Here is a 26792-nt window from a genome sequence, read left to right on the forward strand (position 1 = left end):
TTCGCGGTCTGGACCGGCGCATGCCACACCTGCCACCAACCCGTTCCCTGGCCACAACAACCACCCGACCCCAAGACCTAACAAAGCACTACTAGTCATCCAGCAAGTTTGCCAGCGCGGCAAGTTTGCAAATCTGGCAAGTTTGACTAAGGTGGGTGTCATGGCGACAGAGGACGGCGGGCTACGCGAACGCAAGAAGCGCGAGACTCGCCTCGCGTTGAGTCAGGCCACCATCCGGCTCGCGATGGAGCACGGGTTCGACAACGTCTCGGTGGAAGACATCGCCGCCGCGTCGAACGTCTCCGAGCGCACCTTCCGCAACTACTTCACGAGCAAGGCCGAAGCCGTCGTCGCCACGCACGTCGAGCGCGGCCGACGCACCGCCGAAGCGCTGCGAGAACGCCCTGCCGACGAAACGCTTTGGGACGCTGTCGTCGCCGCGGTCATCGCTCAATTCGAGCCACCGCAAGGGGAAGCCGGTCCGCCGGACGACGACCGGTACGCCTCCGCACTCCAGGAACTGCTCGCCGAGCCGGCGGTCCAGCGTGAGGTGTTCCGCGCCCACGCCACGTCGCAGGACTCGCTGACCGCCGCCATCGCCGACCGCACCCGCACCGACGCCACCACCGACCTGTACCCGCAGATCGTCGCCGCGGTGGTCAGCACCGGGATCGGCACGGCGATGGCGCACTGGACGCGCGACCCCACCCAGTCGCTCGTTTCCTTGCTGCGTGAGGTCTTCGACCAGATCCGGGCAGGCTTGCCCGAGCCGCTTTAGAACAGCCTGATTCGCCGACAAGAGCCCACTCGTCGGGCTACTTCAGCCTGCCCGAAAAAGGAGCGACACCATGGATGTAGTCATCGTCGGAGGCGGACCCAACGGAATGATGCTCGCGTGCGAACTCGCACTCGGCGGCGTCCGTCCGGTCGTCCTGGAGCGGTTGACCGAGCCCAGCAACGAACCCAGGTCCAACGGTCTCGTCGGTCAGGTCGTCCGGATGGTCGACCGCCGCGGGCTGTTCGAGCGGCTCAGCGGCCGTCCCGGCCCGCCGGAAGCCAACAGCGGCTTCTTCATGTTCGCCGCGATGCCGCTCGATCTCGGACTTCTCGAAGACAGCCCCGTCCACACCCTTCCGGTGCCGGAGCTGAAGACCGTGCAGGTCCTGGAAGAACGCGCCACGGAGCTCGGTGTCGAGATCCGTCGCGGCCACGAGCTCACCGGTCTCACCCAGGACGGCGACGGCGTCACCCTCACCGTCCGCGGCCCCGGCCCCGGCGCGGAAACCTACGAGCTGCGTGCCGGTTACGTCGTCGGCGCGGACAGCGCGCACAGCCCGGTGCGCAAGGCGGCAGGCATCGGATTCCCCGGTGTCACCTACGACCGGGCCACCAGCCGTACCGCGCACGCCACCGTGCCGTCGGACTGGCTCGATCCCACGACCGGCGCGCTGAAGGTGCCCGGCCACGACCCGATCCTTCCGTTCATGCCCGTCCGCACGGCGCGCGGCGGCTTCTCCTACGCGCCGTTCCCCGGCCGCACGCCGCTGGTCTCCACCGTCGAGTGGGACGAACCGGAGACCGACACGCCCATGACCTTCGACGAGATGCGGGCCAGCGTCGATCGCGTTCTCGGCACCGGCATCCCGCTCGGCCCGCCTCCCGGCGACGGCCCGCACGTGCTGCGCAGGATCAACGGTGGCAACACCCGGGTCGCCGACCGATACCGGGACGGCCGGGTGTTCCTCGTCGGCGACGCGGCGCACGTCTTCGCCGCCGGCGGCACCGGCCTCAACCTCGGCATGCAGGACGCGATCAACCTGGGCTGGAAACTCGCGGCCGCGATCAACGGCGCGGCCGACGTCCTCGACACCTACGAGACCGAGCGGCGTCCGATCGCCGACCGGACCATCACCTACTCCCAGGCGCAAGCCTCGTTGCTCTCCCCCGGCGAGGACATCACCGGCCTGCGCCGGCTGTTCGGCGAACTGCTCACCCAGCCAGGCGTCGTGCAGGTTCTCGCCGACCTCGTCGCCGGCGCGGACGTCCGCTACCCGGTCGGCGACGGCGCCCACCCGCTCACCGGCTGGCCCGCGCCCGATCTGGACCTCGACACTCCCGACGGCACCATCCGCCTCGCCGAACTGACCCGCGGCGCGAAACCTCTGCTGATCGACCTCACGAAGAACGGCGACCTCCAGGCGGACGGCGTCGAAGTCGTCCGCGCCACGGCGGACACCGACGTCAGCGCGCTGCTGCTCCGTCCCGATTCCTATGTGGCGTGGGCGTCATCCGAGACACACCCTGACGAAGACGAGTTGCGGAACGCCCTCCGGCACTGGTTCGGCGTCCGTGTAGACGCGTGACGAAGAGCCCGCGCCGACGCGGACCGGGCGATTGGATAGGCAGGTGAGCGACGGACCGGAGCGGGACCGTCGCGGAACAGCGAGCCTGGCATGCCGAATGGTGGTCTGTGGCAACGCGTCGCCGAGACTGAACGCTCGAGTTTCCGCGTCGCACAGCGCGCTTCTAAGGCCGCGACGCCGCCCTGGAATCTCAGGTCTCGCGCGCTCGAGTTCGTCACGCGGCTGAGCGCCACCGATGTTGGTGCCGACTTCGGTCGAGGCGAACAGATCGATGAACGCCTCACGGTCTCTTGCTTCGGACTCGCGGAGCACGAGTCGCTCGGTCCTGATCGGAGCGGGCGCTTGTTACGTTCACGGGCCACGCGGCGACTCAGGGCTGTGATGAACGGCTTCGTGGACGAGGTGGCTGCTGCGTGACGAACTGGCCAGGATCGGCGCGGAATGCCGCTCTGTGGGCGACGGCGGGCATCGTGTGCAGCGTTGTGCTGAGCGTCTTCGCCAATACGCTGACCATCCCCAAACCGGCGCTGGTGTGCGCGGTGGCCGTCGCCGCGTTGCTCACCGTGTATGCGACCGTGCGACAGTTTCAGAATCAAGCGTCTCCGGCGGCCGGTCTGGATGCCATCACGGACATGCTGGCCGAAGAGATGGAACGGCTGTGGAACGACGCGTCCCGGACTTGGCGTATCCACCCGGAAGCCCCGGTTCACGTCAGTTGGACACGGGACGGAAAGGCGTCTTTGCATCCGTCCGACGGTTCTCTGCTGTCTGAAGGTCTGATCACCGAGCTGCACGACAAGGTGTACCAGGTGCCGGGACGGCGTCAGCTGGTACTCGTCGGCGCGGCAGGTACCGGCAAGACGACCGCGATGTGGTTGCTGCTCGACGCGGCCTTGCGCAGACGAAGGACCGCACCTGTCGACGATCGCGGTGGCCGGGTGCCAGTGCCTGTGTGGCTGCCCCTGGGCAGCTGGGATCCGGACGAGGTGGATCTGAGCGAATACGCGGCCCGGGTAATCGCCACGATGCTCGGACTTCCGCACTCTCACAGGTCTCTGACCGGACCGGTGTGTCGGCTGGTGGATGATCGCCGAATTGCGCTGTTCCTCGACGGCTTGGACGAGATGCCGCACCAGCGGCGCAATGCCGCGTTCAAACACATCAACAAGTTGGCCCGAGAGGGCATGCGGATCGTGGTCACGACGCGGCCCGCCAAACCCGGCACGAAGGACGGTAGCCGGTTCGACTTCCCGTTGGTCGTACGGCTCAACCCGGTCGCGCCCTCCACCGCCGCGGACTTCCTGTTGCGCGACCAGACCGAGGAAAACCACGCACGCTGGCGTGAGCTGGCGGACTTCCTGTGCAACCACCCGCGCAGCGCGGTCGCCGAGGCGTTGAACACGCCGCTGACCGTCAGCCTGGCCAGGGATGCCTACGCCGATCCAAGCACCAAGCCGATCGAGCTCGCCGCGATCGGACACTCTCCCGAAGTGGTCGAGCGATTGATCGGCGGTTTCCTGGACCGCGCGTACTCGACCAGTGGTGGCACGAAAAGCAAGCGTGACAACGAGAGGGAGCGTCGCCGTGCCGCGCGCGAGCGCGCGACGATAACCTGGATAGCGCGGCAGATGGGCGAGGATCGGGACCTGATCTGGTGGCGAATTCCGACCTGGGTTCCCGTTCCCGACTTGCGCTTGCGGTGCGGTGTCGCGGTCGCCGCGAGCGTACTGGTGATCATGATGGCGGGGACTTTCACGGTGGGTACCACCTCCCCTTGGTGGGTGTCCCTGCCACCGATCGGGATCGCCTACCTGTTCAGTGAGAAGTGGTCCGAGCGCAGGATCGGCAAACCGCCGGCCACCCTGGTGTGGCGCAGGCCGGCGCTGCGCGACCTCGGCAAGATGGTGGCGTTCAGCGCTGTGGGCGGGATTCTGGTCGGATCGGTCGCGGCGGCGAAGCACAGCATCTGGGCGGGTTTCGCCGTGATGGGGATGCTTGTGGTCATGGGTGTTCTGGGAGCAGGGCTCGGCGAAGGCTTCACCGGCGGGCTCCTGGCCGCGGCGACGACACCCTTGGCCAACTCTCCCTTGATCACGCCGCACGACGCTTATCGAGCCGATCGTCGTCGCACCGTCATCACCGCGTTGCTCGGCGCGGTGGCCGCCGGCGTGTTCATCGGGCTGCTCGGACTGTTCGACTCGGACGTGGCAGGCAGCGTGCTGTGGGGAACGAGTATCGGACTTGCCGTGGGTTGGACGGCAGGCATGGGACCTGCCTGGTTGCTGTGGATCACCAAACCCCCAGGACGCACGAGCGCCAAGCGACTGATGCCAACGCTGAAGGCAGCGCTCGACAGGCAGGTACTGCGTCAATCCGGTGTCGTGTACCAGTTCCGGCATGCCACGCTCCAGGACTATCTCCGGAAGTCGGACAAGGACGATCCCGAGGTCCTGCCGGTGGGCGGCTGAGACAGTGCCGCTAGTGATGCGGTTCTGTGTCAACGGATGGCGGCTTCTGAGTGTGTGTCGGGAAGATGCGCGCGATGCCCTCGCGGACGGCTGTCCAGTCCGTCGCGGGTACGTGCTGCAGGGTGGCGGCGAGGGATCCTGAGCGCTGCTGGTGTTCGTGGCGGAGCTGGTCGAGGTCGAGTTGGATGTCTGGATCCAGCACGCGGGCCTCGACCTCCGTGATGCGCCGGTCCATCGCGTCGATCAGTTCTCGGTCGAACTCCTCGACGGCGCGCAGGAACAACTCGGTGGAGACGCTTGCCCGTCCTTGCCTTGGCACAGTGCAGTCAAGTCCGTGCTCGGCGGTGTGCCGCCAGTCGACGGTGATCGTGTCCCGGTCGGCGATCGACCGCCACCACACGATGGTTGGCGAGGCGGCGAGGTAACTGGTGTACATGCAGTGGTCGCTGTACCAGTCGAAAGCTGCCTCCGCGTCCTCGACAGCTGCCTCGTACCAGGCATCCTGATCGCCGGTCAGGTGGTCGACGAGGTCAGCGGGTACCGGTTCCAGCAGAGACGGCAGCACTTCCTGAATGTCCTCCCACAACCGGACGACGTAGTAGTCGACCGGCAGGGACTCCCCCGCAACACTGTTCGACGGGTGCTGGAACAGCTTGTGCCCGTCCACCTCGATCCAGTACCAGCCGTCCGTCAAAGCGAACCAGTGCAGACTGCGCTCGCCCCAGGGCTCCACCTCGGCCAGCGGCCTCAACCGAAAATGAAAACGGATCACCGTCGCAGTGTGCTCACCACCTCGACCCGCTGTCGAGCAATTTGCCTTCGACGCCCGCTCATGCCGACGAGCGGGCGTTGGTGCTTCGCGGCTTGCCCCAGGTTCAATCAAACTGTGGTGCGGCTGCGCGTACCCAAATCCGGAACAGCATCTGGTCGAGGTATTTCCAGTAGTCCGCGACGGTGGCGTAGCGGCCATGCGCGCTGTGCAGTCGATGAAGCAGCTTGAGGTGGTTCTTGCCCGGCACGTTGGGCAAAGCCCAGAGCCGGAGCCGGTCCCAGGGAATCGCCTTGACCAGGTAGGCGGTCATCGCGCTGGTCGGCTCGGCGCCGATGACCTCCAACGGATTGAGCGGCGGCAGGTCCACTGGCTGGGCGGCGGTGCGCAGTCGCGCGGCCAAGCGGCGAAGGTCCCGGCTGACACTGCTGGCCACGGGTGTGCCTGATCGCCAGCCGGCGACGAGCCGGTGGCGCCAGTTCCTTGTTTCTTCGGCCATGGTGGTGTCCCGCAACGCGGCTGCGGCTTGCAACAGTTCGAGCGGCGAGCCGACGCCCCGGCTCAGCAGCAGCGGTAGGACCGACGGCAGCGCCGGCAACTGCACCTTGTCGCCGAGATATCCGTTGAACTGGGCGTCGATCGCGGCGAACAGGTCCGGCTCGGTGGCGTAGTGGCCGAGCATGGTGGCCGAGCCGAGCAGCCGGGCGCGCTTGGACTGCAGAAGATGTGCGGTCGAGGCGCACTTGGCGTAGACGCCGAACAGAGTGCCGCCGTAGACGAACGAGTCAATAGCCCGGCCGGGAACGTCTTCGTTGCCGCTGTAGGCGGGGTTGAGCTCGGGCAGCCTGGGCCGCCACGCGTGGTCGAAGGCGGTCAGCTCGTCGTCGATGTCGCGGACGGTCTCCGGATCGCGTTCGACAGCCGACGCGTCGAGCATTGCCTCGATCGCGTAGTCGCGGGCCTCCTCGTACGGGGCGGGCGCCACCTTGATCGTCGACAGCACCCGTGTCCCACACACCTGATTGCAGGTTGCGTACAGACCGGATCCGAGAACCGCTTCGGGGAAGGTGTACAGGTAGTCGATCATCGGCAACCGGTCCAGGTAGACCAGCAGATCCAGGAACGACGCCAACTCCTGCAGGTTCTGACTGATCGGACGCCACGCTTGGGCAAGCCGGTCCCGCCACGCCAGTTCCGGCTCATCGTCACGACGATCTGGCGGCCCGGCGACGAAGACCTCCGCCGTCCTGTAGATCATCGGATCGACGATCAGATCGAGTCCTGAGTCGGCCAGGTTTGCCCAATCCGACGAGCGTTCGACCACGAAATCCGGCTCGGCACCAGTCCACAGGAACATCGCCTCTACATCCCTTCGAAGGCCGCGAAGCGTCGTACCCCTTACCGGTGTGTCGTCGGCCGATCGGCTCGCGTTAGCGCTGGCGTCGCGGGGCACATGCGGATGCACGATGTTCTCTGTCGTCCGCTCATGCCGATGACAGGTTGTTCGCCGACGGGTGGTCAGGGTGGAGCAGCGGTAGCGGTCATAGGCCTCATCGGTTGGTGACGCCGCCGCGTCGGCTGGCAGTCGGGTCTGTCCCGGATTGAACTTCCGCGGTGACGTTGCCGTCGTTGGCGGAGGTCCACCCGAGCGCTGCGCGGCACCTGGTGGGCTCGCCGGGCGCGTCGTGGTCAGTTCGAAGCGATCTGGTGACCATCGGGGAAGTCGGTGGAGCGGGATAGCTCCGCCCACTCGTGCAGGTCCTTGTCGACCGCCGCGCGGCCGGCCGTGACCAGTCGCAGCGCATCTGAGCCCAGTACCAGATGCACGGGTGGCTTCTCGGCCTCCAGGACCTTCAGGACGGCCTCTGCCGCTTTGGCCGGGTTACCCAGTTGGTTGCCGCTGGCCGCCTGCCGGGTCGCACGAATGGGTTCGAACAATGTGTCGTAGTCCTGAATGGATCGTTGCGTGCGGACCATCGATCGGCCCGCCCAGTCGGTGCGGAACGAGCCGGGTTCGATGATCGTCACGTGCACGCCGAAGTCCGCGACCTCCTTGGCAACGGTCTCCAGTATGCCTTCCACGGCGTACTTGCTGCCGCAGTAGTAGGCCAGCCCGGGTACGGTCATCAGCCCGCCCATGGAGCTGACCGCGAACACGTGCCCCGCACGACGCTTGCGCATGAACGGCAGTATCGCCTGGACCGTGGCGGCCACACCGAACACGTTGACGGCGAACTGCGCCCGGAGCTCGGACAGTGGTGATTCTTCGAACACTCCCTCGTGTCCATAGCCGGCGTTCGCGATGAGCACGTCGATCGGTCCGACCTGCGCCTCGATCTCACCCACGAGGGAGAACACGGCGTCGTCGTCGGTGACGTCCAGCTGACGCGCGTGCGCACGTCCCGGCGCGAGCGTTTCGAATGCCGCGACGTCCTGCGCCCGGCGGGTCGTGCCGACGACGGTGTGCCCGGCGTCGAGCGCCCCTTGGGCGAACGCCCGGCCGAGACCGCTGCTGACACCGGTGATCAGGAAAAGCATGGCTACCCTCCAGGTAGGACGCGGCACCAGATCTCGACCATCGTCTCGGTCGTGCGATCCAGGCCGCCGGGTTGTGTTGACGCGTGGTAGAAGTTGCGTTCGGTCATCCAGCACAGGGCCTGGGCGAGCGCCGCCGCGCCGGTCGGGCCGTCCTCGTCGGGCAGGCCGGCGGCGACGAGGACACGAGTCATGGCCTCGGTGTTGTTGGCGATGGTGTCGCGCCACAGGCGGGCGATCTCGGGCACTTCGGGGCCGAACTCGACCGCCGCCCGCATCACGAGTCCGTGCTCGCGCCAGGTGCCGGCCGTGTTCTCCACAGCCCTTCGCACGGTGTCGTGCGTGGGCAAGCCGGGGTCGGCGGACTGATCGTCCATGTGCAACCGGGCGACGGTGCGTGCGACCAGTGCGGCGAGAACCTCCTGTTTCGACCCGAAGTAGAAGTACAGCGAGCCGCGGGAGATGCCCGCCCCCTTGGCGATCGACTCGACGGTCATCGGCTCGAGGTGCTCCCGTTCGAGCAGCACCTCGGCGGCGTCCAGGATCGCCTGTTCCCGCAGATCGCCCTTGCTCGGCGTTTCACGACGTTTCGGTGCCACGACACCACTATGACACAGTGCAGAGAAAAATCGGCACTGTGTCGAAAATATTCTGCGTGACGTAGATCGCACTGCTTGCGTCCGGCTCGAAGCCTCAACTCGGGAAGTGACTACGGCCGGCAACAGATCTCGGCGGGATGACGATGGCTCGGGAGCACTCGGGGGAGTCTCACACCGAGGACACGCCCGTGGCTGGGTTCTGCGGCCGACCATCGATCAGGTCACTGCTCACGCAGGCAGGCACGGGCAGCTCGCCCCCGAGGCTCGCCGCATATCGAACATCCGCTCATGCCGCCGGTCGCACGTTCGGCCGATGCACTGTCATGCCGATGAGCGGACGTCGGTCCGGCTGACGGTCGAGGTTGCCCGGTTCCCGCCGGCAACTTCGACGGGAGTCGTCTGACGGCGCGGGCCGGAAACGGCCCGCGCGACACGTCAGTCGAGGTCGTCCCGAACCCAGTCCAAGACGGAGGCGTGCGCCGGACGCCAGCCGAGTCCGGCGGAGGCGCTGCCTCGGATCCGGCTGTTGGAGGCGAGAACGTACAAGGTGAGTTCTTCTCCCCAGTGGGCGACGGCGGCGTCGGTGTCCCACGCCTCGGCGGGACCGAGGCCGAACTTCCGGGCGATCGCTGCGGCGATGTCGCGGAACGACGCTTCGCCGTTTTCGACGAAGTAGAACGATCCGGCGGGCGCGTCGGTGAGCGCGCGGAGGTAGAGGTCGGTCAGGTCGTCGATGTGCACGGTCGACCAGATGTTGCGGCCCTCCCCGACATGACGGGCGACCCCGCTTTCGCGCGCCTGCCTGGCGAGGACGGGGACTTGCAGGCTGTCGCGGGACATGCCCCGGCCGTGCCCGTAGATGAGGGAGTTGCACAGCACCACCGAGCGCACGTCGCGGCTCGCCGCGTCCAGCACGAACCGGTCGAGTGCGACGCGGGCGACCTTCTTTTCGATGGGTCTCCAGCCTGAGCCGGGTGCGATGGCCTCCTCGGTGTACACCTCGTCGGCGACGGCGCCGCGCGAGTCGGTGCTGACGATGGTGGACCCGCTGGTGTGCACCAGCGGACGGCCGGTGCCTGCAAGTCCTTCGACGAGAGCCTCGACGGCACCCCGATGATCGCTGCTGGCGGCGTTGACGACGGCGTCGGCCTCGCGGGCGCGGGCGGTCAGCAGTGCGGCGTCGTCGAGCGTGCCGATGACGGGGTTGATACCGCGCCGTTCCAGCTCGCGAGCCTTGTCCTCGCTACGGACGAGACCGTCGACCCGATGTCCTGAGCGCAGGAGCAGGTCGGCGACCGAACCCCCGATGTAGCCGGTGGTGCCGGTGATGAAGACGCGCATGTGGTGTTTTTCCGATCCGATAGGCGTGGGGAGGGGAACAGCGGCGGCCGTCAGTCCAGCGGCCAAGGCCGGGCGGTGGCGCCGAGCCGGTTCCAGGCGTTGATCACGGTGATGGTCCAGATCAGCTCGCTGAGCTCGACCTCGGTGAACTCGGCGGCCGCCCGGCCGAACACCTCGTCGGTGACCGGGCCGTCGACGAGCCGGGTCGCCGCCTCGGTCAGCTCGAGTGCCGCCCGTTCACGGTCGGTGAAGAACGGCGTCTCGCGCCACACCGGCAGCGCGTAGAGCCGCTGCTCGGTCTCACCACCGGTGCGCGCGTCCTTGGTGTGCATGTCGACGCAGTAGGCGCAGCCGTTGAGCTGGGAAGCGCGTGCCCGCACCAGTTCCAGCAGCGCGGGCTCCAGGCTGACCTTGCGGGAGGCCGCGTCGAGCGAGTTGAGCGCGCGGTTGATGTGCGGTGCCAGCTTGTCGACGGGGAGTCGTACGGCGTTCATGGTTCTCTCTTTCGTTGGTGTGTCAGCGATTCGCGGGGGTCGACGGCCGGTCGATGATGGTGACCTCGCCGTCGCGGAAGGTGCGGTACGGAACTCCTTCGCGGTCGTAGCGCTCGACGACGCGCTCGATGGGCTCGCTCTCGGGGATCGGCGAGCGGTAGTGGGGTACGAAGGCGTAGTCCAAGAGACTGAGCCCTTCCCAGATCGCCTGCTTGCCGTAGGCGGTGACGGTGTCCACGGGGTCGTCGACGAGTTCGAGGCCGTGCAGGCTGGGCGACAGGACGCAGGCGCCCGCGCTCCAGCCCGCGTAGACGACGGCGTCGCGCCGCAGCAGGCCGGGCAGGATCCCGTCCGCGCCGCTGAGAGCCATCGCCAGCCGCAGAACGAACGGGTTGCCGCCGTGGACCCAGACAACCCCGAAACCGGACAAGTGCTCCGCCAGTCCTTGCGGAGCACCGAAATGGTCACGTAAGTCCACTTCGGACACTGTGTAGCCACGGTCGCGAAGCAGCGCGACTTCACGGCCGGTGGCCTGCCGCCTCGCCGTGCCGGGGAGGGCGTCCAGCGCGTTGCCGATGACGGCCGCGGTCCGGACGTCGCCGGCGAGACCGTCCAGAAGTTCGGGGGCGTCCCCGAGTTTCCAGGAGGAAAGGAACAAACGCATGGGTCTGCTTTCTTGAGAAGGCAAGGGTCAGGCGGAGACGGTGAGGACGATCTTTCCGGCGGTGTGGCCCGCTTCGCCGATTTCGTGGGCCTTGGCCGCCTGCGCCAACGGCAAGACGGTGTCGACGCGGACCCGCAGCCGCCCGGCTCCGGCGAGGGCGGCGATCTCCCGCATCCCCGACTGGTCGGCTTCGGTGATCATGAAGATGGAACGGAGTCCGAGAGACCGGGCCTCGTCCGCCAGCTTCGCCTCGGCTGGTGAGGCGAGCGAGACGACGACGCCACCCGGGCCCAAGGTCCGCAGGGAGCGGGGTCCGTAGTCGCCGCCGATGGTGTCGAGCACGACGTCCATGGAGCGGGCGGCGGTGGTGAAGTCGGTTCGGGTGTAGTCGATGACCTCGTCGGCGCCGAGGCTTTTCACGAAGTCGTGGTTGGCGGTGCGTGCGGTGCCGAAGACCTGGGCTCCGCGCGCTTTGGCGATCTGGACGGCCAGATGCCCGACGCCGCCCGCCGCGGCGTGGATCAGCACGCGGCTGCCTTGCCGGACGCCGGCCGTGTCGACCAGGGCCTGCCACGCGGTGAGCGCGGCCAGAGGGAGCGCGGCGGCCTCCACCGGGGAAAGTCCGGCCGGTGTGGCGACGAGGTGCCGCGCCGGGGAGGTCACGTACTCGGCGTAGGTCCCCGCGGGTACGGGCTGGCGCGGTACGCCGAAGACCTCGTCGCCGGGCCGGAACAGGGTCACCCCCGGCCCGACGGCCTCGACCACGCCGGACACGTCCCAGCCCAGCCGGATCGGCACGTCGCCCGCCAGCCCGCCAGTGGACCGGTGCCACCAATCGGTCGGGTTGACCCCGGCTGCACGCACCCGCACCAGCACCTCGGCGGGGCCGGGTACCGGGCGCGGCACCTCGACGATCTTCAGCACGTCCGGACCGCCGAACGAATCCTGGCCGATGGCACGCATGGTGAACAGTCCTTGTCGCTCGATGAAGGGAGGCCTGGGACGGCGAAACCGGCCGCCAGGCAAGGAAAACGGGGTGGGACTCACTCGCGGCCGGTGGGCCGGTAGTCCAGGATCATCGTTCCGGAGCTGAAGGCCGCCGTCGTCGCGAGACGCCACGAGGTCGAATCGATGCCCGAGGGGAACAGCCGTTTGCCGCGTCCGACGATCACGGGATGCAGCCAGAGTTTCAGTTCGTCGAGAAGGCCGAGCTCGATCAGCGAGTTCACCAGGACTCCGCTGGCGTAGATGAGGATGTCGCCGGTGTAGCGCGCCTTGAGCTCGAAGATCTCGGCGGCCAGATCGCCTCGCACGACGACGGTGTTGTTCCACTCCGCGGTTTCCAGGGTGGTCGACACGACGTATTTGGGGAGGGTGTTCATCCGGACGGCGAAGTCGCCGTCGGACTCCTCCATATGCGGCCAGGCGGCGGCCATGCCCTCGTAAGTGACGCGGCCCAGCAACAGTGCGTCGCTGCAGAACAACTGGCCGTAGGCGAACTTCGCGTGCTCGGCGCTGAAATACGGCCCGGTCCAGGCCGGCTTCTCCATCACCCCGTCCAGCGACAGGTAGACGAGCGAAACAATCTTGCCCACAGAGAATCCTTGAGTGAGAGTCGGTGACACCGAGTGATGCTGTCCCATTCAGTCTTTAGGGGGCTTGATCCGCCAACAAGGTGACATAGTGCAACAGTCATTAAGGTGGGATTAACGTCCGGAGGCGCAAGTGCTGGAGCGGCTTGAACTGGAAGCGTTCCTGACGCTGGGCGAGGAGTTGCACTTCGGCCGCACCGCCGACCGCCTGCACGTGACCACCGCGCGGATCAGCCAGACGATCAAGAAGCTCGAACGCCAGATCGGGACGCCGTTGTTCGAACGCACCAGCCGCCATGTCGCCCTCACCGAAGCGGGGCAACGGTTGTACGACGACCTGCGCCCCGCCTACGACCTGATCGAGGCAGGACTCCGGAAGGCGACCGACGCCGCGCGCGGCGTCCACGGTGTGCTGCGGGTCGGCTTCCTCGGCGCCGCCGCGGGACAGCTCATGGTCCAGGCGGCCCAGCTGTTCGACCGGCGGCACCCCGGCTGGCGGGCCCAGTCGAGGGAAGTGCAGATCGTCGACGGCCTTCAGCGGCTGCGCGCGGGCGATACCGACCTGCTGGTCGTGAGCCTGCCGCACGACGAACCCGACATGGTCACCGGCGAGGTCCTGTTCTCCGAGACGCGGGTGCTGGGGGTGTCCGCCCGGCACCCGCTAGCCCGCCGCGACACCATTTCGATGGAAGACCTCGCCGCGGTCAAAATGCTGCAGGTGGCCGAAGCGTTCCCGGCTTACTGGCGCGCGGACCGCACGCCGGACCGCACGCCCGGCGGCGACCCGATCGAACCGGGACCGCGCTTCGAAACACTCCAGGAAGCCCTGGCGCTGATCGGCGCGGGGGAAGGCGCTTTCGTGATGGGCGCGCAGGTGTCACGGTTCTACGCGCGGCCCGGCGTCGTGTATCTCCCGATCAGCGACGCGTCGCCCCTGGACTGGGCGCCGACCTGGCTGCGCACCAACAGCGCACCCCAGATCCACGCCTTCAACCAGGCCGCCCAGGACGTCGCCGCCCGGGTCTATCTCGCCATCCGCCACTGACGGGGGCCGCCGTGCTCACGCCGCGGGCTGGACGGTCTTCTTGAGGCCTGATGTCGGCGCGTGGGTGTTCGATCTTGTCGCCCGGGACGATCACGTTCGTCAGCGCGCGCTGACCCGGCACACGGAGTTGGTCGCGCGCAGCTCGGCCGCGTTGCACTGGCCCAACCGGATATGGGCGCAGGCGGGTACGCCCGCCCCGGAGGAGCCGTATCTGGCCGCTGGGATGGACCAAGCGTGGGCAGACCACGACTGGCATCAGGATCAGACGATCTTCGGGTACCTGGACCGGTTCCTCGACGCAGATCCACGGGATACCGCCGTGCGCACGGTCTACTGGCCGTTCGTGGCGCTGTATCTACGGTGGGAGACGCGGTATCCGGACGAGTGGCGTTCTCCGGATACGAATCTGTGGTCGCCGTGGACCTGTAAGGAGGTCATGCTTCGTCAGCTGGGTCAGCGCGGAGTGCCTGAAGAGGTGGCGCCGGACGCCGCTGATCTGATCATCACCGCGATCCAGCGCCCGTATCGATGCAAGGACTGGATGTATGCGCTCCTGGTCCGGCACGTCGCCGAGGTGGAGTTCGGCGACCGTGTCACGGCTCTTACCCGCGCATCCGACCCGCTCGTCCAGCTCCGGGCCCGATTCATCCTGGAGCTCGTTCACCAGCCCCAGCACAGGATCAAGCAGACGACGTGGCGCCGTTGGCTCGAAGACCGGCACGACGCCTGGTCTCGCCCGCAATGTCATCACGCCCTCTCATGCCTCGGCACTTTGGTTGCCTTGGCGGAGCACAGGGAGGCCCATCGTGCACGGATCATGGCGGCCGACGGCTTCTGATCACTCGTCCGGCTGACTCCTGTTGTGTCGCGGACCGCGTGGCACTGGACTGGTCGCACATATCCAGTCTCCAAAGGACGGAAGGACATGACCATGTTTGGCTGCTCACGCCGTAAGCAGGCCGGGGTGCTGGTTTCCGCGGCCGCGGCCGTCTTGGTGGCCTGCCCGGTCGTCTCCGCGGCGCCGTCTGCGGTCGGTGCGGCACAGCAGCCGGCAGTGAACAGCGGTGATGCGATGTTCACGGTCTCGCCGGGGCCCGGCCGTGAACCGTATTACTGCTCAGCGGGGTTCGCGATCCTCGTCAAGGGCGTCCGGTACATCCTCACGGCCGGGCACTGCACCGAACACGGGCTGGACTGGCAAGGTATCGGCCCCCACGTGGACACCCATTTCCCGGTGACCGACTACGGCCGCGTCCGGGACCTTTCCGGCTCCGGGCACAGCCGGGTCGACCTCTACGACGGCAGCACCCAGCGGATCCTGCGCGCGGGCACCCCGCAGGTGGGGCAACCGGTGTGCAAGAGCGGCATGACCACGAAGAAGACGTGCGGGAAGGTCCTCGGCATCAACCAGACCGTGAACTTCGGCAACGGCAAGCAGGTTGTCGGGACGATCGCCACCGACATCCCCATCGGGAGCGGCGACAGCGGCGGCCCGCTGTTCTACGCCGGCGTCGGCTACGGAGTGCTGTCCGGCGGGAACAGCCAAGTCAGCTTCTTCCAGCCACTACGCTCCGTGCTCACCTCCTACGGCGCCACCCTCGCCTGAGGGGACACACAGCCGAGTGGCGCTGATCTCGATGGTGTTCCAGCATTGGTTGATGTCGCCGAGAGCGGCCCACTATCCTACGAGGACAAGAGACCGTTACAGGCCGGTCGCCGGCGCCTTGATCTCTTGGGTGATTTGCGGCAGTTGCTCTCCGGGTTCGTTCCCCCAGTCTGGCTGAAATCTCTGGACGGTGACCCGCAGCTGCACGTGGCCGTGCTGGTGGGACGCATCGATTTTCAGTTCCTTTTCCAGGTGCTGGAAGAACTCCGCGAGGTCGGCGAACCCCGTCGCATAGTGGTGCACGACCCGAACCGACGCTGACAGGCCGTGGAGCTGCAGCTCGGCAAGCAAGAACCGTGGCCGACCATCCTCCGCGGCATCAGCGGGCGCCATCTGGCTCTCGACGGTCCGCAGCCCGATGTACCGAGACCGCGTGAACCCGTATCCGCCCGCGAGCGGATACGAGGTACACGGTCCACTCATCGAGCGAGAGGCAGTTGATGAATCGGACAAGCACGTATTTCCGGCGAACCGCTTTCCTGGTCACGGCGCTGGTATCGGGGCTGCTGGCGGTATCGGGCGTACAGGCGGTGGCGGCCCCGGCCTACCAGCTGACGCTGCGCATGATCGACCGCGACGGCGCCGTGGCGACAGCGAACTCTCGCGCGACGCTCGACGTGATCAGCCTCAGCGGGAACGGCCGTCAAGTCGACGTGCCCGCCGGGAGCACCCTGCGGCTGCCCCCTGACCGTTACGCGCTGGTGGGCAGCCTGATCACACCGCGCCCGGGGCTGGAACCCTCGATTGCCGCGATGGCCCACCCTGAGCTCAACCTGACGCGCGACACCACCGTCACCCTGGATACCCGCCAGGCCGCCAAGGTCACCGCGAACGTCGACCAGCCGGAGGTGACCGGAGGCACTTCATTGGTCGAGCTGGGAGTGCGCCTGGGCGCCGACCAGACCCAGTCCGTGGTGTTCCCGTTCGACCAGCGCTTCCATGAGATGTTCGCCGGCACCGTGCCGGGCACCTCGTCGGCAGCCTTCTACTTCGGCGCCAGCCACCGCTTGGAACAACCGCGGCTGGAACTGTTCGGCGAACAGCCGAAGCGCTTCCCCGTCCACACCACTGTGGTCGGCGCACCCTTGCCGGTGGGGTCACGAACGCCCGCGCTGGCGTTCGGCGGCGCGGGTCGCGCGGAAGACCTTGCCGGAGTCGAGGTGCGCGACCGGATGGTGGTACTCGAACTCCCCTGGGACACCACCCCGGAGACGCTGGCCGAACGAGTCGCCACGGTGCGCGAACACGGTGGCGCGATGGTGGCCGCATGGCTGCCCCCTGCCGACGCGGTGCGCCAGGGCACGGAGCTTGCCGGGCAGCCGGGCAGCCGAATCGCGGCCGCGGCGGCCGCCGCGAAACCCTCCAGCGGACTGACCGGCTCCAAGGCCGCCGGGGCACTGGTACTGCCGACCCTCCAGATCGACGGCGCGAACGCCGCGCGGCTCGCCGCGTTGGCCCGGACCGGTGCCGGCACCGCGGCCGTGATCGCCCTCCCGGAGATCCGGAGCGCCTATGAACTGTCCTTCCCGGCCACCGGGCGGGTCCCGGCGCGACTCGAGCACTCGGTACGCAAGTCCGAGCTCGCGGCGGTCACCATGGCTTTCCACGGCTACTCGGCGAAGTTCCCGCCCCAGGTGCACGCGACCCACCGCGTGGCAGGGTTACGCCTGGGAGTGTCCCGGCTGGGCTACGGGACGCCGGGGCTCGTGCAGGCGGAACGCCAGGAGTACTACACCCCGGGCACGTGGACCTTTCTCAATGCCCTGGTGGGCCAGGCTTCGAGCTTCGGCGGTGATCTGCGCGGTGAGGAGCTCTTCGCGGCGGGCAAAAGCTACCGGCTGGCCTGGAACGGCGCGGTCACCGGTCCCGGCTTCCGTGGCAAGCGCACCCATCCGGCCGACGCTCCGTGGGCCGGACGCACCTCGCAGGAGATCGACATCAGCATCCCGTTGTTCTCCGACGGTGCCGGGCACACCGGAACCGCGGACTTGGACTCACCGGGTGACCGCGGCAGCACCATGCTCTATCGCGAAGGCCAGCTTTACGGTAGTCAGGCGACTCCCGGGCGCGCGGTATTCGTGGTGCCTACCAATGAGGCCGGTTACCGGCTGACCACCGAGGCGGAGCGCAACGAACCCTGGGCGCCGCTGTCCACCAAGGTCTCCGCCGAATGGACCTTCCGCAGCGGGTTCGTCCAGGGACAGGGCCAAACGCTGCCGCTGTTGGAGGTGCGCTACACCCCGGCGGTGGATCTGGCCAACAGCGCGCCGGGTGGTGGCACCTTCACCGTCCCGGTCACCGTGTCCCGGCAGGACGGTCCCGCCGCGATCACCGGCCTGCAGGTCGAAGCGTCCTACGACGGTGGCGTGAACTGGCAGCCCGCGACGGTGAGCGGGCAGGACGGCCGGTACAACGCCGAACTCCACCATCCGGCGACCGGATCTGTCTCCCTACGCGCGAAAGCCGCCGACGCCGACGGGAACACCACGACCCAGAGCATCATTCACGCTTACCGGCTCCGCTGACACCGGTTGTTCCCGCACTTGCGCAATCCGCTCAGTCCCGCATGGCAGTCCCGGTGACCACCGGATCCGGGGGGGTGTGGAAATAGGGATGTTGAGTGTCCCTGTTTCCACACCCCCCTCTCATGTCGCGATCAGGGTGATACTCAGGAAGCGAGTAGCCTGCCCGCGTGGAATTCGTGGTTGCCGATGATGACGCGTGGCTCTCCGCGTTCGGTGTTCTCCCGCAGGCCGAAGAGGCATCAGGCGAGGCTTGGGTGCGGGAGGTACGGGTGCCCCTATCCGTGACCGAGGAGCTCCACGTCTCCTGGGACGTGCTTCAGCGCAGCGTCCGCGTTCGGTACACACGGGCGTCGGACCTCATCGTCGACGTCTACCGCGAACAAGCGACCCTTCTCACGGTCGACGACCACAAAATCGGCCCGGTCGTCGTGTTGGAGTACTACGCGGAAGGCTGCCGCGGCCGGACATTTGTGCGGACTCGACCGACGTTCACCTTCACGGACACATTCCTGCTGACGTGACTGTCCACTCAGGCCGCTGATCGCGCCGAATTCCGCGACTACTACGCGGTGGGCAGCGGACCAAGCCGCTCGTCCCGAGTTCGGCGGCGAACCCGACCGCGTCGAGATGGCGCTCTTCGCCAGCTCCTGGACACCCGGCCGGGCGGATCAACGCGTTGAGGCGGAAACCCCGACACCTCCCGTCGAGGCGTGAGCTCCCCGGACCCGGCCCGGCTCGAACGGGCTGCCACCCCCACCATGCGACGGGCAGGACGCACCCTTACCGGGTAGATGCGCCTTGGGCGGGCTCGTGGTGATGGTAGACGGAGCCATCTGCCGCAGCGACAGGGTTTCCCGCATCCGCGGCCCGTCACTAGGATCGCCCCATGGCGAAGGTCCTCGACTACGCGACACCGGGCCCGTTCACAGGCCTCGACGGCGTCAGTCCGCTCGTTCTGGGACGCTTCGCGACCGACCCGGTGGAGATCTGTTCCCCTGTCCACGAACTCGTCATTCAACCCACTGACGCGCAAGCTCTGAACCTTTCCGCCGAACGCCTCGACGAAAACCAGATCCGGCCTGCCGGGGAACTGGTCCGGCGACTGCTGGCGCTGGATCCGGCGCCGCTGGCAGCGGGGCGTGAGCCGGCCAAGCGTGTGGTGGGTACCTGTCGGCATTTCGCGGTACTGAGCTGTGCGCTGTTGCGCCACCGCGGTATCGCCGCCCGGGTCCGTTGTGGTTTCGCCACGTACTTCCAGCCGGGACAAGGGCTGGACCACTGGATAACCGAGTACTGGGACGACGACGGCTCCCGCTGGGTTCGTCTGGACCCCGAAATACTCGGGCAAACGGTGCTGCCGCATCCGCACGACCTGCGCCCTGGCGAGTTCCTCTCCGGCGGGGAGGCGTGGAATGCTTTCCGGCGCGGGGAGATCGACGCCTCGCTCTTCGGGGTCCACGGCACCGAGAACTGGGGAGCGGCCGAGATCCGCGGTAACGCGGTCAAGGATCTCGCCGCCCTGAACAAGGTCGAGTCCCTCCCCTGGGACGAATGGGGCCGGATGACCGATGCCTACGACGGAAAGACAGGCGCGGACTACGACGAACTTCTCGACGAACTCGCTCGCGTGTGCGCGAAAGACGATCCTGAGGACGTCGCCGCGCTCTACGCTCACGTCGATCTGCGCGTCCCCGAAAGCCTGATCGGCCAAGCCGCCAGGTAGCGCCAGCACCACCCCGCAACCGGGGGTCTCTCCCCTGGCCCCTCGCCCCGCCGTTCCCTAGCGTATTTCCCATGAACGACACCAAAAACACCAGCGGCGCCCTCGTCACCGCTTCCCTCTGGCTGGTCCTCCTCGTCAGCGCCGCGGCCAACTCGATCGGGCAGTTCGCGGGGATGGACTGGACCTTCCGGATGATCGCGGGTGCCGTCTCGGTCATCTGCATCGTGCTACTGGGCATCCGTTATGTGGCAAGGCGCAAGGCCTGAACGATCATGATCGGAAGATCACCGCTCGTCGCGGACCGAGCGATCGGACAAGCGGCCCAAGAGACCGTCGGCCAGGGCGCGACCGGCGTCCAGATCCGTTCGGTCCGGGGCCGTTCGTCGCGACCGTCCTCCTGCGACTGGCTCCGGCTGGACGACCCGATCGAGGATCACCTTCCCGGGCTCCTGCCGGACGGGAAGGCGATCACGGTCCGGATGCTGCTTCAGCACACCAGCGGACTGTACGAGTACCTCCGCAGCATGCCGCTGACAAACGACGACTTCGCGAAGTACCGCTGCGTATGAACCACAGTTCCGTTCCCGGCGACCGGATCCGCCTCCCCGGCAAACACGCCCGCGGCTACCAAGCGGTCCGGCAGTCCCTTGTGGACGTGGCCGAGATGAACTCCAGCCTGGCGGGTTCGGCCGGAGCCGTGATTTCGACGACAGCCGCCGCCCGCACGGGTCATCGACAAGGTCATCTGCGCCTGAGCGCTCGGCCCGCCCGGAATCGTCCGGGCGGGCCGAGTGCTTTCAGGACACCTTCGGCGTCGCGCGCACACCGTGGTGCACGTAAGGCTCACCTGTCGACAGGGTGTAGAAGGTGACCGGTATCCAGGTCTGGGCACCCGGCTCGCGGCAGACGTAGAGCGAGTCGGTCACCGGGACCAGGTCGAACTCCATCGTCTTCTCCGGCACGAGATCGGCCAGCGGACCCGTGACGGTCTGCCGGAGCCGGAGACCGTCCCCTTCGGACAGGACCTCCATCAGCACCCCGGCCCGTTCGTAGACGCCGACGTGCCTCGAACCGTCGACGGTGACCGGGGTCGCGGGCGGCTCCAGCGGTCGCGGCATCGCCACATCGGCGAGTTCGGCGAAGATCTCCCGGTACAGCTCCTGGAACAGGTCGCGGGTGTTGCCGCCGTTGGTGAGCAGCGTGACGGCGAGCCCCTGATCGGGCAGCAGCCGCAGGAACGCCGACTGTCCGATCGTGTTGCCGTCGTGGCCGATGACCCGCCGTCCGCTCCATTCGTCGCGAATCCAGCCGAGGCCCCAGGAATCGCCGAGCGAGTGCTTGTCGGGGATGTCAGTCTGTTTCTCGGCCATCGCGGTGATGGACGCCGTGGTCAGGATCCGCTCACCGGACGGGGTGAGGCCGCCGGTCAGGTGCAGCCGGGCGAAACCGAGGACGTCCTTGGTGGTGGCTGTGATCAGGCCGGCCGGGCCCATGTTCCGGGGCAGTCCCCAGATGGGCGCGGGCTGCTGTTCTCCGTCCGCGCCGGCGACGTGACCGACGGCCGCGCGGAACATCAGCGCTTCCTCCGGCAGGGTCACCGTGTGGGTCAGGCCGAGCGGGGCGAACAGCTTCTCGCGCATCGCGGCGTCCCAGGTCTGCCCGGTGAGCTTCTCGACGACCCGGCCCATAAGCACGAAACCCGAGTTGCAGTAGGAGAACGTCTCCCCGAGCGGATGGTTCTGCGCGGCCTGGTCGAGGATCTCGACGTAGCGCTCGAGGCAGTCGTCACCACGGCCGGTGTCGGTGAAGACGTCCCCGTCGATCCCGCTGGTGTGCGTCAGCAGATGCCGCATGGTCACCTGCTTGGCGACGTCCGGGTCGGCCAGCCGCAGTTCCGGGACGACGTCGGAGATCGGCGCGTCCAGATCGAGAAGCCCTTCGTCGACCAGTTGCATCACCACGGTCGAGGTCCACACTTTGGAGACCGAACCGATCTGGAACACCGAATCCTCGGTGACCTCGACCCCGGTCGCCGTGTTGAGCACGCCGTAGGAAGCGTGCACCTCGGCGTCGTCACCGATCCGCGTGATGCCCAGCGCCGCACCGGGAACGCGGTGCTTGCGCGCCAGTTCTGCCAGGCGCCGACGCCAGTGCGCCGCCTCGATCGGCACCCGCGACACCCCGTCCGACGGCCCCGCGTACTGCCCGACCCAGTCGAGGACACGCCGGTTGAAGTCGAGGCGGTGCGAAGGCGGGCCGTCGAGGATGAACAGGTGCGAGGCACCCGGGTACAGCACCAACCGGGACGGGACGCCGCGTGCGCGCAGGGCGCCGAACCACTGCTCGGCCTGGCCGACCGGGCAGCGCTCGTCTTCCGCGCCCTGGATGACCAGCGTCGGCGTCCGCACCTGGGCGACCTGGGAGAACGGCGAGAACTGTTCGTTGGCCTTGTCCCACGACGAGCCGCCGAGCTCGCTGACAGCCAGGTAGTGCCCGGCGTCGGAGGTGCCCTCCATGCTGGTCAGATCGCTGACCACGCCACCGGCGACAGCGGCGGCGAAGCGGTTGTCGCGGCTGGTCAGGTAGCAGGTCATGAACCCGCCGTAGCTGTAGCCCGCCACGGCGAGGCGGTCCGCGTCGGCGATCCCTTCGGCGACCAGCTGGTCCAGCGGTTCGAGGAAGTCTCCGGCGTCCGCGGTGCCCCAACCCCCGACGGCGCCCGTGAAGAAGTCCTCGCCGTAGCCGTCGCTGCCCCGAGGGTTGAGCAGCAGCACCGCCCAGCCTCGGGCGACGAGCGCCTGGTGATAGAGGTGGATCGCGTCGGCCGCGCCGTTCCAGGAGTTGTGCGGGCCACCGTGGATGTCCAGCAGCAGCGGCGCGGCACCGGAGCGGGCCGGGTCCCGCAGCAGCCAGCCGTGGACGACGGTGCCGTCGCCGATGGTGAATTCCCGTTCCTCGTGGCGGAAAAGGTCGACATCCGCGACGGAGGCGCCGTGCTCGGTACGCACGTCGACCTCGCCGGTGGCCGGGTCCACGACGGCGATCTCGCCGAACGAGGTACCGGTGGCCAGGACGACCACCGCCCTGTCGCCCACGATGTCCATTCCGGACACGACGCGGTCGGCGCCCGCCAGCACGGCGCGCGGGTTTCCGCCGTCGGTGTCCACTCGGTACAGATGAGTACAGCCGCGATCGCGGAGGCCGAACAGTACGGAGCCGCCGTCCGCGGTCAGTTTCGGGAGCGCGCCCGGGTAGCCGGCGCCGCCGAACATCACGTTGCGGTCCAAGGAAGCCGTCAGATCGACGGAGTCGCCGCCGTCGAGCGGGACCCGCAGCAGCCCGAGGTGGCCGACTTCGGTGTCGCCTCGGCCCGCGACCAGGAGTTCGAGGCCGTCGGCGGTCCACGTGGCCGTGCCGGCCATGCCTTCACCGGAGCCGATCAGCCGCGGCTCGGACGTCTTCGTCGTCACGTCGAGAACGTAGGCGCCGGAACGGAAGGTCAGATCCGCGTCGGAGTCCCGCCCGGCGGTGAAGGCCAGGTGGGTGCCGTCGGGCGACCAGGTGGGCTCACCGGCGTGCCAATCGCCGAAGGTGACCTGCCGGACCTCACGAGTGGCGACGTCGAGGACGTGCAGGTGCTTGCGGATCGTCTTGATCAGTCCGGCACCGTCGGCCTTGAAGTCGATCCGGTCGGCCACCACCGGGGCGTTCGGCGCGGGTTCGTCACCCGCCAGGTCGACGGCGGCCGAGAACGCGATCTTGGCGCCGTCCGGGCTCCACACCGGTGCGCCCGCCCCGAGCGGAAGTTCCGTGATGCGCTCGGCTTCCCCGCCCGACGACGGCAGGAACCACACCTGCGGCGGCCCGTCCTGGGCGCGGAGGAACGCGATCCGCGTGCCGTCCGGTGCCCAGCTCGGGGTCATGTCGGCGGTTCCGCGCGTGAGCTGCCGGGCGTCGCCGGTGGTCGCGCCGACCTCCCAGAGCATGTGCTCGTTCCGGTCCTCGTCACGGTTCGCGGTCCTCAGGACGTAGACGATCCGGCTGCCGTCCGGTGACAGCGAAGGCTGGCTGGGGACGGCGATTCCGTACAGGTCGTCGAGACCGAGACGTCGGGTCATGGTGCGCTTGCTCCTCTGGGGATCGTGAGCTCGTGGCTCTCGTTTTCACTGAAGTGACAGGCCGCCGAGTGGGGTCGGTGTGCCACGTCATCGGCAGGGTCCGCCTGAAGGCAGAGCCGGCGGTCCGCTCGCACGAGCGGGCCGACCGGACAGCGTGTGTGGTAGCGGCACCCGGCCGGTGGGTGGTGCGGGTCGGCGGGCTCGGCGTCGGCGGTCTTCTCGTCCGCGCCGGTGTCGAACAGCGAGGTGTGCGCGGACGGCGCCGCGGCGAGCAGGTCACGCGTGTAGGGATGTTGCGGATCGGTGAGCACCTGCTCGGCCGGGCCGATCTCGACGATGCGGCCGAGGTACATCACGGCGACGATGTCGCTGAGATAGCGGATCACCGCGAGGTTGTGCGAGATGAACAGCATCGACAAGCCCAGCCGCCGTTGCACCGACCGGACGAGGTTGAGCACCGCGCCCTGCACCGAGACGTCGAGCGCGGAGGTGATCTCGTCCGCGATGAGCACCTCCGGCCGCCCGGCCAGCGCGCGGGCCAGCGCCACCCGCTGCCGCTGGCCGCCCGACAGCTGCCCCGGCAGGTGCCCGGCGCGGTCCGGATCGAGATTGACCAGCTCCAGCAGCCGGGCGACCTCGTCCCGGCGCGCGGCGCGGCCGGGAAGGACGCCGCGCGGGATCGCTTCGGTGATCGACTCCCCGATGCTCATCCGGGGGTCCAAAGAGGAATACGGATCCTGGAACACCATCTGCAGCGGAGGGCGCCGGGGCAGCTTCCGGACGTCCACCCCGCCCAGCAGGACCCGCCCGGCGCTGACCGGCGAGAGGCCGACGGCGGCCCGGGCCAGCGTCGATTTCCCCGAGCCTGATTCGCCGACGAGCCCGACGACCTGTCCGGAAGGGACGGTCAGGCCGACACGGTCGACAGCGGTGAGACCGCGCCTCCCGCCGTACCGCACGCTCACCGCGTCGAAGACGAGATCGCTCACTCCGCACCTCCGGCGGTCACGGTTTCCTTTGTCGGCTGGGAAAGCGACGTCTCCTGCGGATACCAGCACGCGACGCGGTGCCCGGATTCCACGCTTTCCAGCACCGGGTCTTCGAGACGGCACCGATCGGTCACCGCGGGGCACCTGTCGGCGAAAGCGCAGCCGTTGGGTACACGATCCGGTTCCGGCGGACGGCCGGGGATCACCGCGAGCGGCGCCTCACGATCGGTCTCGAGGTCGAGCGTCGCGGCCAGCAGGGCCCTCGTGTACGGATGCCGCGGTGTCCCGGCCGACGGCAGGTCCTCCACCACCCGGCCCGCGTACATGACCAGCATCCGTTCGCAGGTCTGCGAAACGACCGCGATGTCATGGCTGATCAGGATGATCGCCGTGTTCCGTTCCGACCTGGTCCGCGCCAGCAGGCGCAGCAACTGCCGCTGCACGGTGACGTCCAGCGCCGTGGTCGGTTCGTCGGCGATGATCAGCCGCGGGTCGCCCATCAGGCCCATGCCGATCATCGCGCGCTGGCGCATCCCGCCGGAGAACTCGTGCGGGTACTGCTTCGCCCGCCTTTCGGCCGCGGGGATCCGCACCGCGCGCAGCCGGTCCACGGCCCGTTCGAACGCCTTGGCACGCGGGAGGCCCTGGTGCTGCTCGGCGACCTCGGCCAGCTGACGGCCGATCCGCTTGGTCGGGTTGAACGAGGTCATCGGGTCCTGGAACACCATCGCCAGCGACGTGCCGAGCAAGCCGCGCAACTCCCGTTCCGGAGTCGTCAGCAGCGGTTTCCCGGCGAACTCGAGCCGGTCCGCGGTGACCACGGCCGGCGCTTCGACCAGCCGGGACACCGCCAGCCCGGTCAGGCTCTTCCCCGAGCCCGACTCGCCGACGACGCCGATCGCCTCGCCCGCGTGGACGGTGAAGCTCACCCCGCGCACCGGGACCGTCCAGCCCGCCGGGCGCGGGAACGCCACCTGGAGGTTCTCCACCACCAGCACCGCGTCGTCACGATCTTCGGCGACCTCACCCCTGGCGGGCGTGACCGTCCGCGGCGCGAGCTTGCGGAGCCCGGTGCGGACCCCGATCACCCCTGCCACGGTCTCCCCCACCAGGTTGAAGGCGAGCCCGGCCAGCACCACCGCGACACCCGGCGCGAGCGCGGCCGCCGGGTTGACGTAGATCCCGTTGAGTCCTTCGCCGAGCAGCCGTCCCCAGTCGTAGTCCGGTGCCTGCACACCGATGCCGAGGAACGACAAGCCGGAGAACGCCAGAAGGGAGGCGCCCGCGCCGATGGTCGCGTTCACCACGAGCGGTTCGCCGATGTTCGGCAGGATGTGCCGGACCAGCAACCGGATCCGGCCGACACCGGAGATCCGGGCGGCGGACACGAAGTCCTGGCCCGCCACGGAAGCCGAAAGCGTCTGGGCCAGCCGGGCGAACGCCGGTGCCAACGCGAAACCGACCGCCAGCACAGCGCCGTGCGTGCCGACCCCGAAGATCACCGAGAAGAACAACACCAGCAGCAGCCCGGGGAACGCCACCGCGATGTTCACCGCCGAGGTGACCAGCCGAGCGGCGGGCCGCGGCAGCAACGAGGGCAACGTGCCGAAAACGAGCCCGGTCACCACCCCGATCACCGTCGCGAGCACCGCCAGCAGCACCGAAAGCCGGGTCGCCACCAGCACCCGGAAAAGGATGTCGCGGCCGAGGTCGTCGGTGCCCAGCCAATGCGCCGCCGACGGGCCTTGCGCGATGGCTTCGGTGTCGATCTCGAAGGCGTTGTCGTGCCACAGGATCGGGGCCAGCACCGCGATCGCGATCACCAGGACCAGCAGGGCCGTCGAGAACGCGCCCACCGGGGTGCGCAGGGCCGCGACCCATTTCGCGCGCCGATTCAGCAT

The 26792-nt window shown here is 68.3% G+C and carries 24 protein-coding genes; 11 read left to right on the forward strand and 13 right to left on the reverse strand.

Annotation, left to right across the window (positions count from 1 at the left end; translation table 11 throughout):
• Nucleotides 1-160 precede the first annotated feature (160 nt).
• The 3 genes from ACZ6YV_RS21650 (at nt 161) to ACZ6YV_RS21660 (ending at nt 4831) form a co-directional block, all read left to right on the forward strand.
• A complete protein-coding gene (locus ACZ6YV_RS21650) occupies nt 161-778 on the forward strand; it encodes an acyl-CoA-like ligand-binding transcription factor (protein WP_465511331.1) in 618 nt (205 codons plus the stop codon).
• A gap of 70 nt (nt 779-848) precedes the next feature.
• Complete coding sequence (locus ACZ6YV_RS21655; RefSeq protein WP_465511332.1) at nt 849-2363, forward strand: FAD-dependent monooxygenase; 1515 nt, start codon at nt 849-851, stop codon at nt 2361-2363.
• Between the two features lie 413 nt (nt 2364-2776).
• Complete coding sequence (locus ACZ6YV_RS21660; RefSeq protein ID WP_465511333.1) at nt 2777-4831, forward strand: hypothetical protein; 2055 nt, start codon at nt 2777-2779, stop codon at nt 4829-4831.
• A gap of 10 nt (nt 4832-4841) precedes the next feature.
• Here the strand turns inward: ACZ6YV_RS21660 and ACZ6YV_RS21665 are convergent, their stop codons facing one another.
• From ACZ6YV_RS21665 to ACZ6YV_RS21705, 9 genes are all read right to left on the reverse strand, one after another.
• Complete coding sequence (locus ACZ6YV_RS21665; RefSeq protein ID WP_465511334.1) at nt 4842-5603, reverse strand: DUF5984 family protein; 762 nt, start codon at nt 5601-5603, stop codon at nt 4842-4844.
• Nucleotides 5604-5706: 103 nt separating this feature from the next.
• Nucleotides 5707-6957: a hypothetical protein gene (locus tag ACZ6YV_RS21670; protein WP_465511335.1), complete on the reverse strand. Its 1251-nt coding sequence runs from the start codon at nt 6955-6957 to the stop codon at nt 5707-5709.
• 332 nt (nt 6958-7289) lie between these two features.
• The gene (locus tag ACZ6YV_RS21675; RefSeq protein WP_465511336.1) at nt 7290-8138 is read right to left on the reverse strand and encodes an oxidoreductase; all 849 of its coding nucleotides are present in this window, start codon (nt 8136-8138) and stop codon (nt 7290-7292) included.
• Between the two features lie 2 nt (nt 8139-8140).
• Nucleotides 8141-8734 carry a TetR/AcrR family transcriptional regulator gene (locus ACZ6YV_RS21680; protein WP_465511337.1) on the reverse strand — a complete coding sequence of 198 codons (594 nt, stop codon included), beginning with the start codon at nt 8732-8734 and terminating at the stop codon, nt 8141-8143.
• Between the two features lie 435 nt (nt 8735-9169).
• On the reverse strand, nt 9170-10075 hold the full coding sequence (locus tag ACZ6YV_RS21685) for an NAD-dependent epimerase/dehydratase family protein (protein ID WP_465511338.1): 906 nt from the start codon (nt 10073-10075) through the stop codon (nt 9170-9172).
• A gap of 50 nt (nt 10076-10125) precedes the next feature.
• Complete coding sequence (locus ACZ6YV_RS21690) at nt 10126-10569, reverse strand: carboxymuconolactone decarboxylase family protein (RefSeq protein WP_465511339.1); 444 nt, start codon at nt 10567-10569, stop codon at nt 10126-10128.
• 22 nt (nt 10570-10591) lie between these two features.
• Entirely contained in the window at nt 10592-11233 is a 642-nt protein-coding gene (locus ACZ6YV_RS21695; RefSeq protein WP_465511340.1) for a Type 1 glutamine amidotransferase-like domain-containing protein, read from the reverse strand.
• Between the two features lie 27 nt (nt 11234-11260).
• On the reverse strand, nt 11261-12196 hold the full coding sequence (locus ACZ6YV_RS21700) for an NADP-dependent oxidoreductase (protein ID WP_465511341.1): 936 nt from the start codon (nt 12194-12196) through the stop codon (nt 11261-11263).
• 80 nt (nt 12197-12276) lie between these two features.
• Nucleotides 12277-12828, reverse strand: a complete 552-nt coding sequence (locus tag ACZ6YV_RS21705) for a dihydrofolate reductase family protein (RefSeq protein WP_465511342.1) — start codon at nt 12826-12828, stop codon at nt 12277-12279.
• 130 nt (nt 12829-12958) lie between these two features.
• Between ACZ6YV_RS21705 and ACZ6YV_RS21710 the strand changes: the two genes are divergently transcribed.
• From ACZ6YV_RS21710 to ACZ6YV_RS21720, 3 genes are all read left to right on the forward strand, one after another.
• Complete coding sequence (locus tag ACZ6YV_RS21710; protein WP_465511343.1) at nt 12959-13870, forward strand: LysR family transcriptional regulator; 912 nt, start codon at nt 12959-12961, stop codon at nt 13868-13870.
• 64 nt (nt 13871-13934) lie between these two features.
• A complete protein-coding gene (locus ACZ6YV_RS21715; RefSeq protein ID WP_465511344.1) occupies nt 13935-14708 on the forward strand; it encodes a hypothetical protein in 774 nt (257 codons plus the stop codon).
• An 87-nt stretch (nt 14709-14795) separates the two neighbouring features.
• On the forward strand, nt 14796-15476 hold the full coding sequence (locus ACZ6YV_RS21720; protein ID WP_465511345.1) for a S1 family peptidase: 681 nt from the start codon (nt 14796-14798) through the stop codon (nt 15474-15476).
• Between the two features lie 96 nt (nt 15477-15572).
• Here ACZ6YV_RS21720 and ACZ6YV_RS21725 read toward each other — a convergent pair whose 3' ends face one another.
• On the reverse strand, nt 15573-15869 hold the full coding sequence (locus ACZ6YV_RS21725) for a DUF6228 family protein (RefSeq protein WP_465511346.1): 297 nt from the start codon (nt 15867-15869) through the stop codon (nt 15573-15575).
• Between the two features lie 107 nt (nt 15870-15976).
• Here ACZ6YV_RS21725 and ACZ6YV_RS21730 point away from each other — a divergent pair, with 107 nt between their 5' ends.
• From ACZ6YV_RS21730 to ACZ6YV_RS21750, 5 genes are all read left to right on the forward strand, one after another.
• Nucleotides 15977-18061 (forward strand): hypothetical protein, encoded by a 2085-nt coding sequence (locus tag ACZ6YV_RS21730; protein ID WP_465511347.1) that lies wholly within the window; start codon nt 15977-15979, stop codon nt 18059-18061.
• A 167-nt stretch (nt 18062-18228) separates the two neighbouring features.
• Nucleotides 18229-18582 (forward strand): hypothetical protein, encoded by a 354-nt coding sequence (locus ACZ6YV_RS21735; RefSeq protein ID WP_465511348.1) that lies wholly within the window; start codon nt 18229-18231, stop codon nt 18580-18582.
• A gap of 365 nt (nt 18583-18947) precedes the next feature.
• On the forward strand, nt 18948-19784 hold the full coding sequence (locus tag ACZ6YV_RS21740; protein ID WP_465511349.1) for a transglutaminase-like domain-containing protein: 837 nt from the start codon (nt 18948-18950) through the stop codon (nt 19782-19784).
• Nucleotides 19785-19855: 71 nt separating this feature from the next.
• On the forward strand, nt 19856-20050 hold the full coding sequence (locus ACZ6YV_RS21745) for a hypothetical protein (RefSeq protein ID WP_465511350.1): 195 nt from the start codon (nt 19856-19858) through the stop codon (nt 20048-20050).
• Between the two features lie 6 nt (nt 20051-20056).
• The gene (locus ACZ6YV_RS21750; RefSeq protein ID WP_465511351.1) at nt 20057-20353 is read left to right on the forward strand and encodes a serine hydrolase domain-containing protein; all 297 of its coding nucleotides are present in this window, start codon (nt 20057-20059) and stop codon (nt 20351-20353) included.
• 228 nt (nt 20354-20581) lie between these two features.
• Here ACZ6YV_RS21750 and ACZ6YV_RS21755 read toward each other — a convergent pair whose 3' ends face one another.
• Genes ACZ6YV_RS21755 through ACZ6YV_RS21765 form a run of 3 tightly spaced genes read right to left on the reverse strand, consistent with a single transcriptional unit; the run spans nt 20582 to nt 26792 of the window.
• On the reverse strand, nt 20582-23902 hold the full coding sequence (locus ACZ6YV_RS21755; protein ID WP_465511352.1) for a serine hydrolase: 3321 nt from the start codon (nt 23900-23902) through the stop codon (nt 20582-20584).
• Nucleotides 23899-24891, reverse strand: a complete 993-nt coding sequence (locus ACZ6YV_RS21760) for an ABC transporter ATP-binding protein (protein ID WP_465511353.1) — start codon at nt 24889-24891, stop codon at nt 23899-23901. Before ACZ6YV_RS21760 ends, ACZ6YV_RS21755 begins: the two co-directional genes overlap by 4 nt.
• Nucleotides 24888-26792, reverse strand: a complete 1905-nt coding sequence (locus ACZ6YV_RS21765; protein WP_465511354.1) for a dipeptide/oligopeptide/nickel ABC transporter permease/ATP-binding protein — start codon at nt 26790-26792, stop codon at nt 24888-24890. Before ACZ6YV_RS21765 ends, ACZ6YV_RS21760 begins: the two co-directional genes overlap by 4 nt.

The sequence above is a fragment of the Amycolatopsis sp. NPDC102522 genome, from assembly GCF_055584485.1.

Coding starts and splice junctions, on each gene's coding strand:
- ACZ6YV_RS21650 (WP_465511331.1), top strand. CDS start 161: ATGGCGACAGAGGACGGCGGGCTACGCGAACGCAAGAAGCGCGAGACT.
- ACZ6YV_RS21655 (WP_465511332.1), top strand. CDS start 849: ATGGATGTAGTCATCGTCGGAGGCGGACCCAACGGAATGATGCTCGCG.
- ACZ6YV_RS21670 (WP_465511335.1), bottom strand. CDS start 6,957: ATGTTCCTGTGGACTGGTGCCGAGCCGGATTTCGTGGTCGAACGCTCG.
- ACZ6YV_RS21675 (WP_465511336.1), bottom strand. CDS start 8,138: ATGCTTTTCCTGATCACCGGTGTCAGCAGCGGTCTCGGCCGGGCGTTC.
- ACZ6YV_RS21685 (WP_465511338.1), bottom strand. CDS start 10,075: ATGCGCGTCTTCATCACCGGCACCACCGGCTACATCGGGGGTTCGGTC.
- ACZ6YV_RS21690 (WP_465511339.1), bottom strand. CDS start 10,569: ATGAACGCCGTACGACTCCCCGTCGACAAGCTGGCACCGCACATCAAC.
- ACZ6YV_RS21695 (WP_465511340.1), bottom strand. CDS start 11,233: ATGCGTTTGTTCCTTTCCTCCTGGAAACTCGGGGACGCCCCCGAACTT.
- ACZ6YV_RS21700 (WP_465511341.1), bottom strand. CDS start 12,196: ATGCGTGCCATCGGCCAGGATTCGTTCGGCGGTCCGGACGTGCTGAAG.
- ACZ6YV_RS21720 (WP_465511345.1), top strand. CDS start 14,796: ATGACCATGTTTGGCTGCTCACGCCGTAAGCAGGCCGGGGTGCTGGTT.
- ACZ6YV_RS21725 (WP_465511346.1), bottom strand. CDS start 15,869: ATGGCGCCCGCTGATGCCGCGGAGGATGGTCGGCCACGGTTCTTGCTT.
- ACZ6YV_RS21730 (WP_465511347.1), top strand. CDS start 15,977: ATGAATCGGACAAGCACGTATTTCCGGCGAACCGCTTTCCTGGTCACG.
- ACZ6YV_RS21740 (WP_465511349.1), top strand. CDS start 18,948: ATGGCGAAGGTCCTCGACTACGCGACACCGGGCCCGTTCACAGGCCTC.
- ACZ6YV_RS21745 (WP_465511350.1), top strand. CDS start 19,856: ATGAACGACACCAAAAACACCAGCGGCGCCCTCGTCACCGCTTCCCTC.
- ACZ6YV_RS21750 (WP_465511351.1), top strand. CDS start 20,057: ATGATCGGAAGATCACCGCTCGTCGCGGACCGAGCGATCGGACAAGCG.
- ACZ6YV_RS21755 (WP_465511352.1), bottom strand. CDS start 23,902: ATGACCCGACGTCTCGGTCTCGACGACCTGTACGGAATCGCCGTCCCC.
- ACZ6YV_RS21765 (WP_465511354.1), bottom strand. CDS start 26,792: ATGCTGAATCGGCGCGCGAAATGGGTCGCGGCCCTGCGCACCCCGGTG.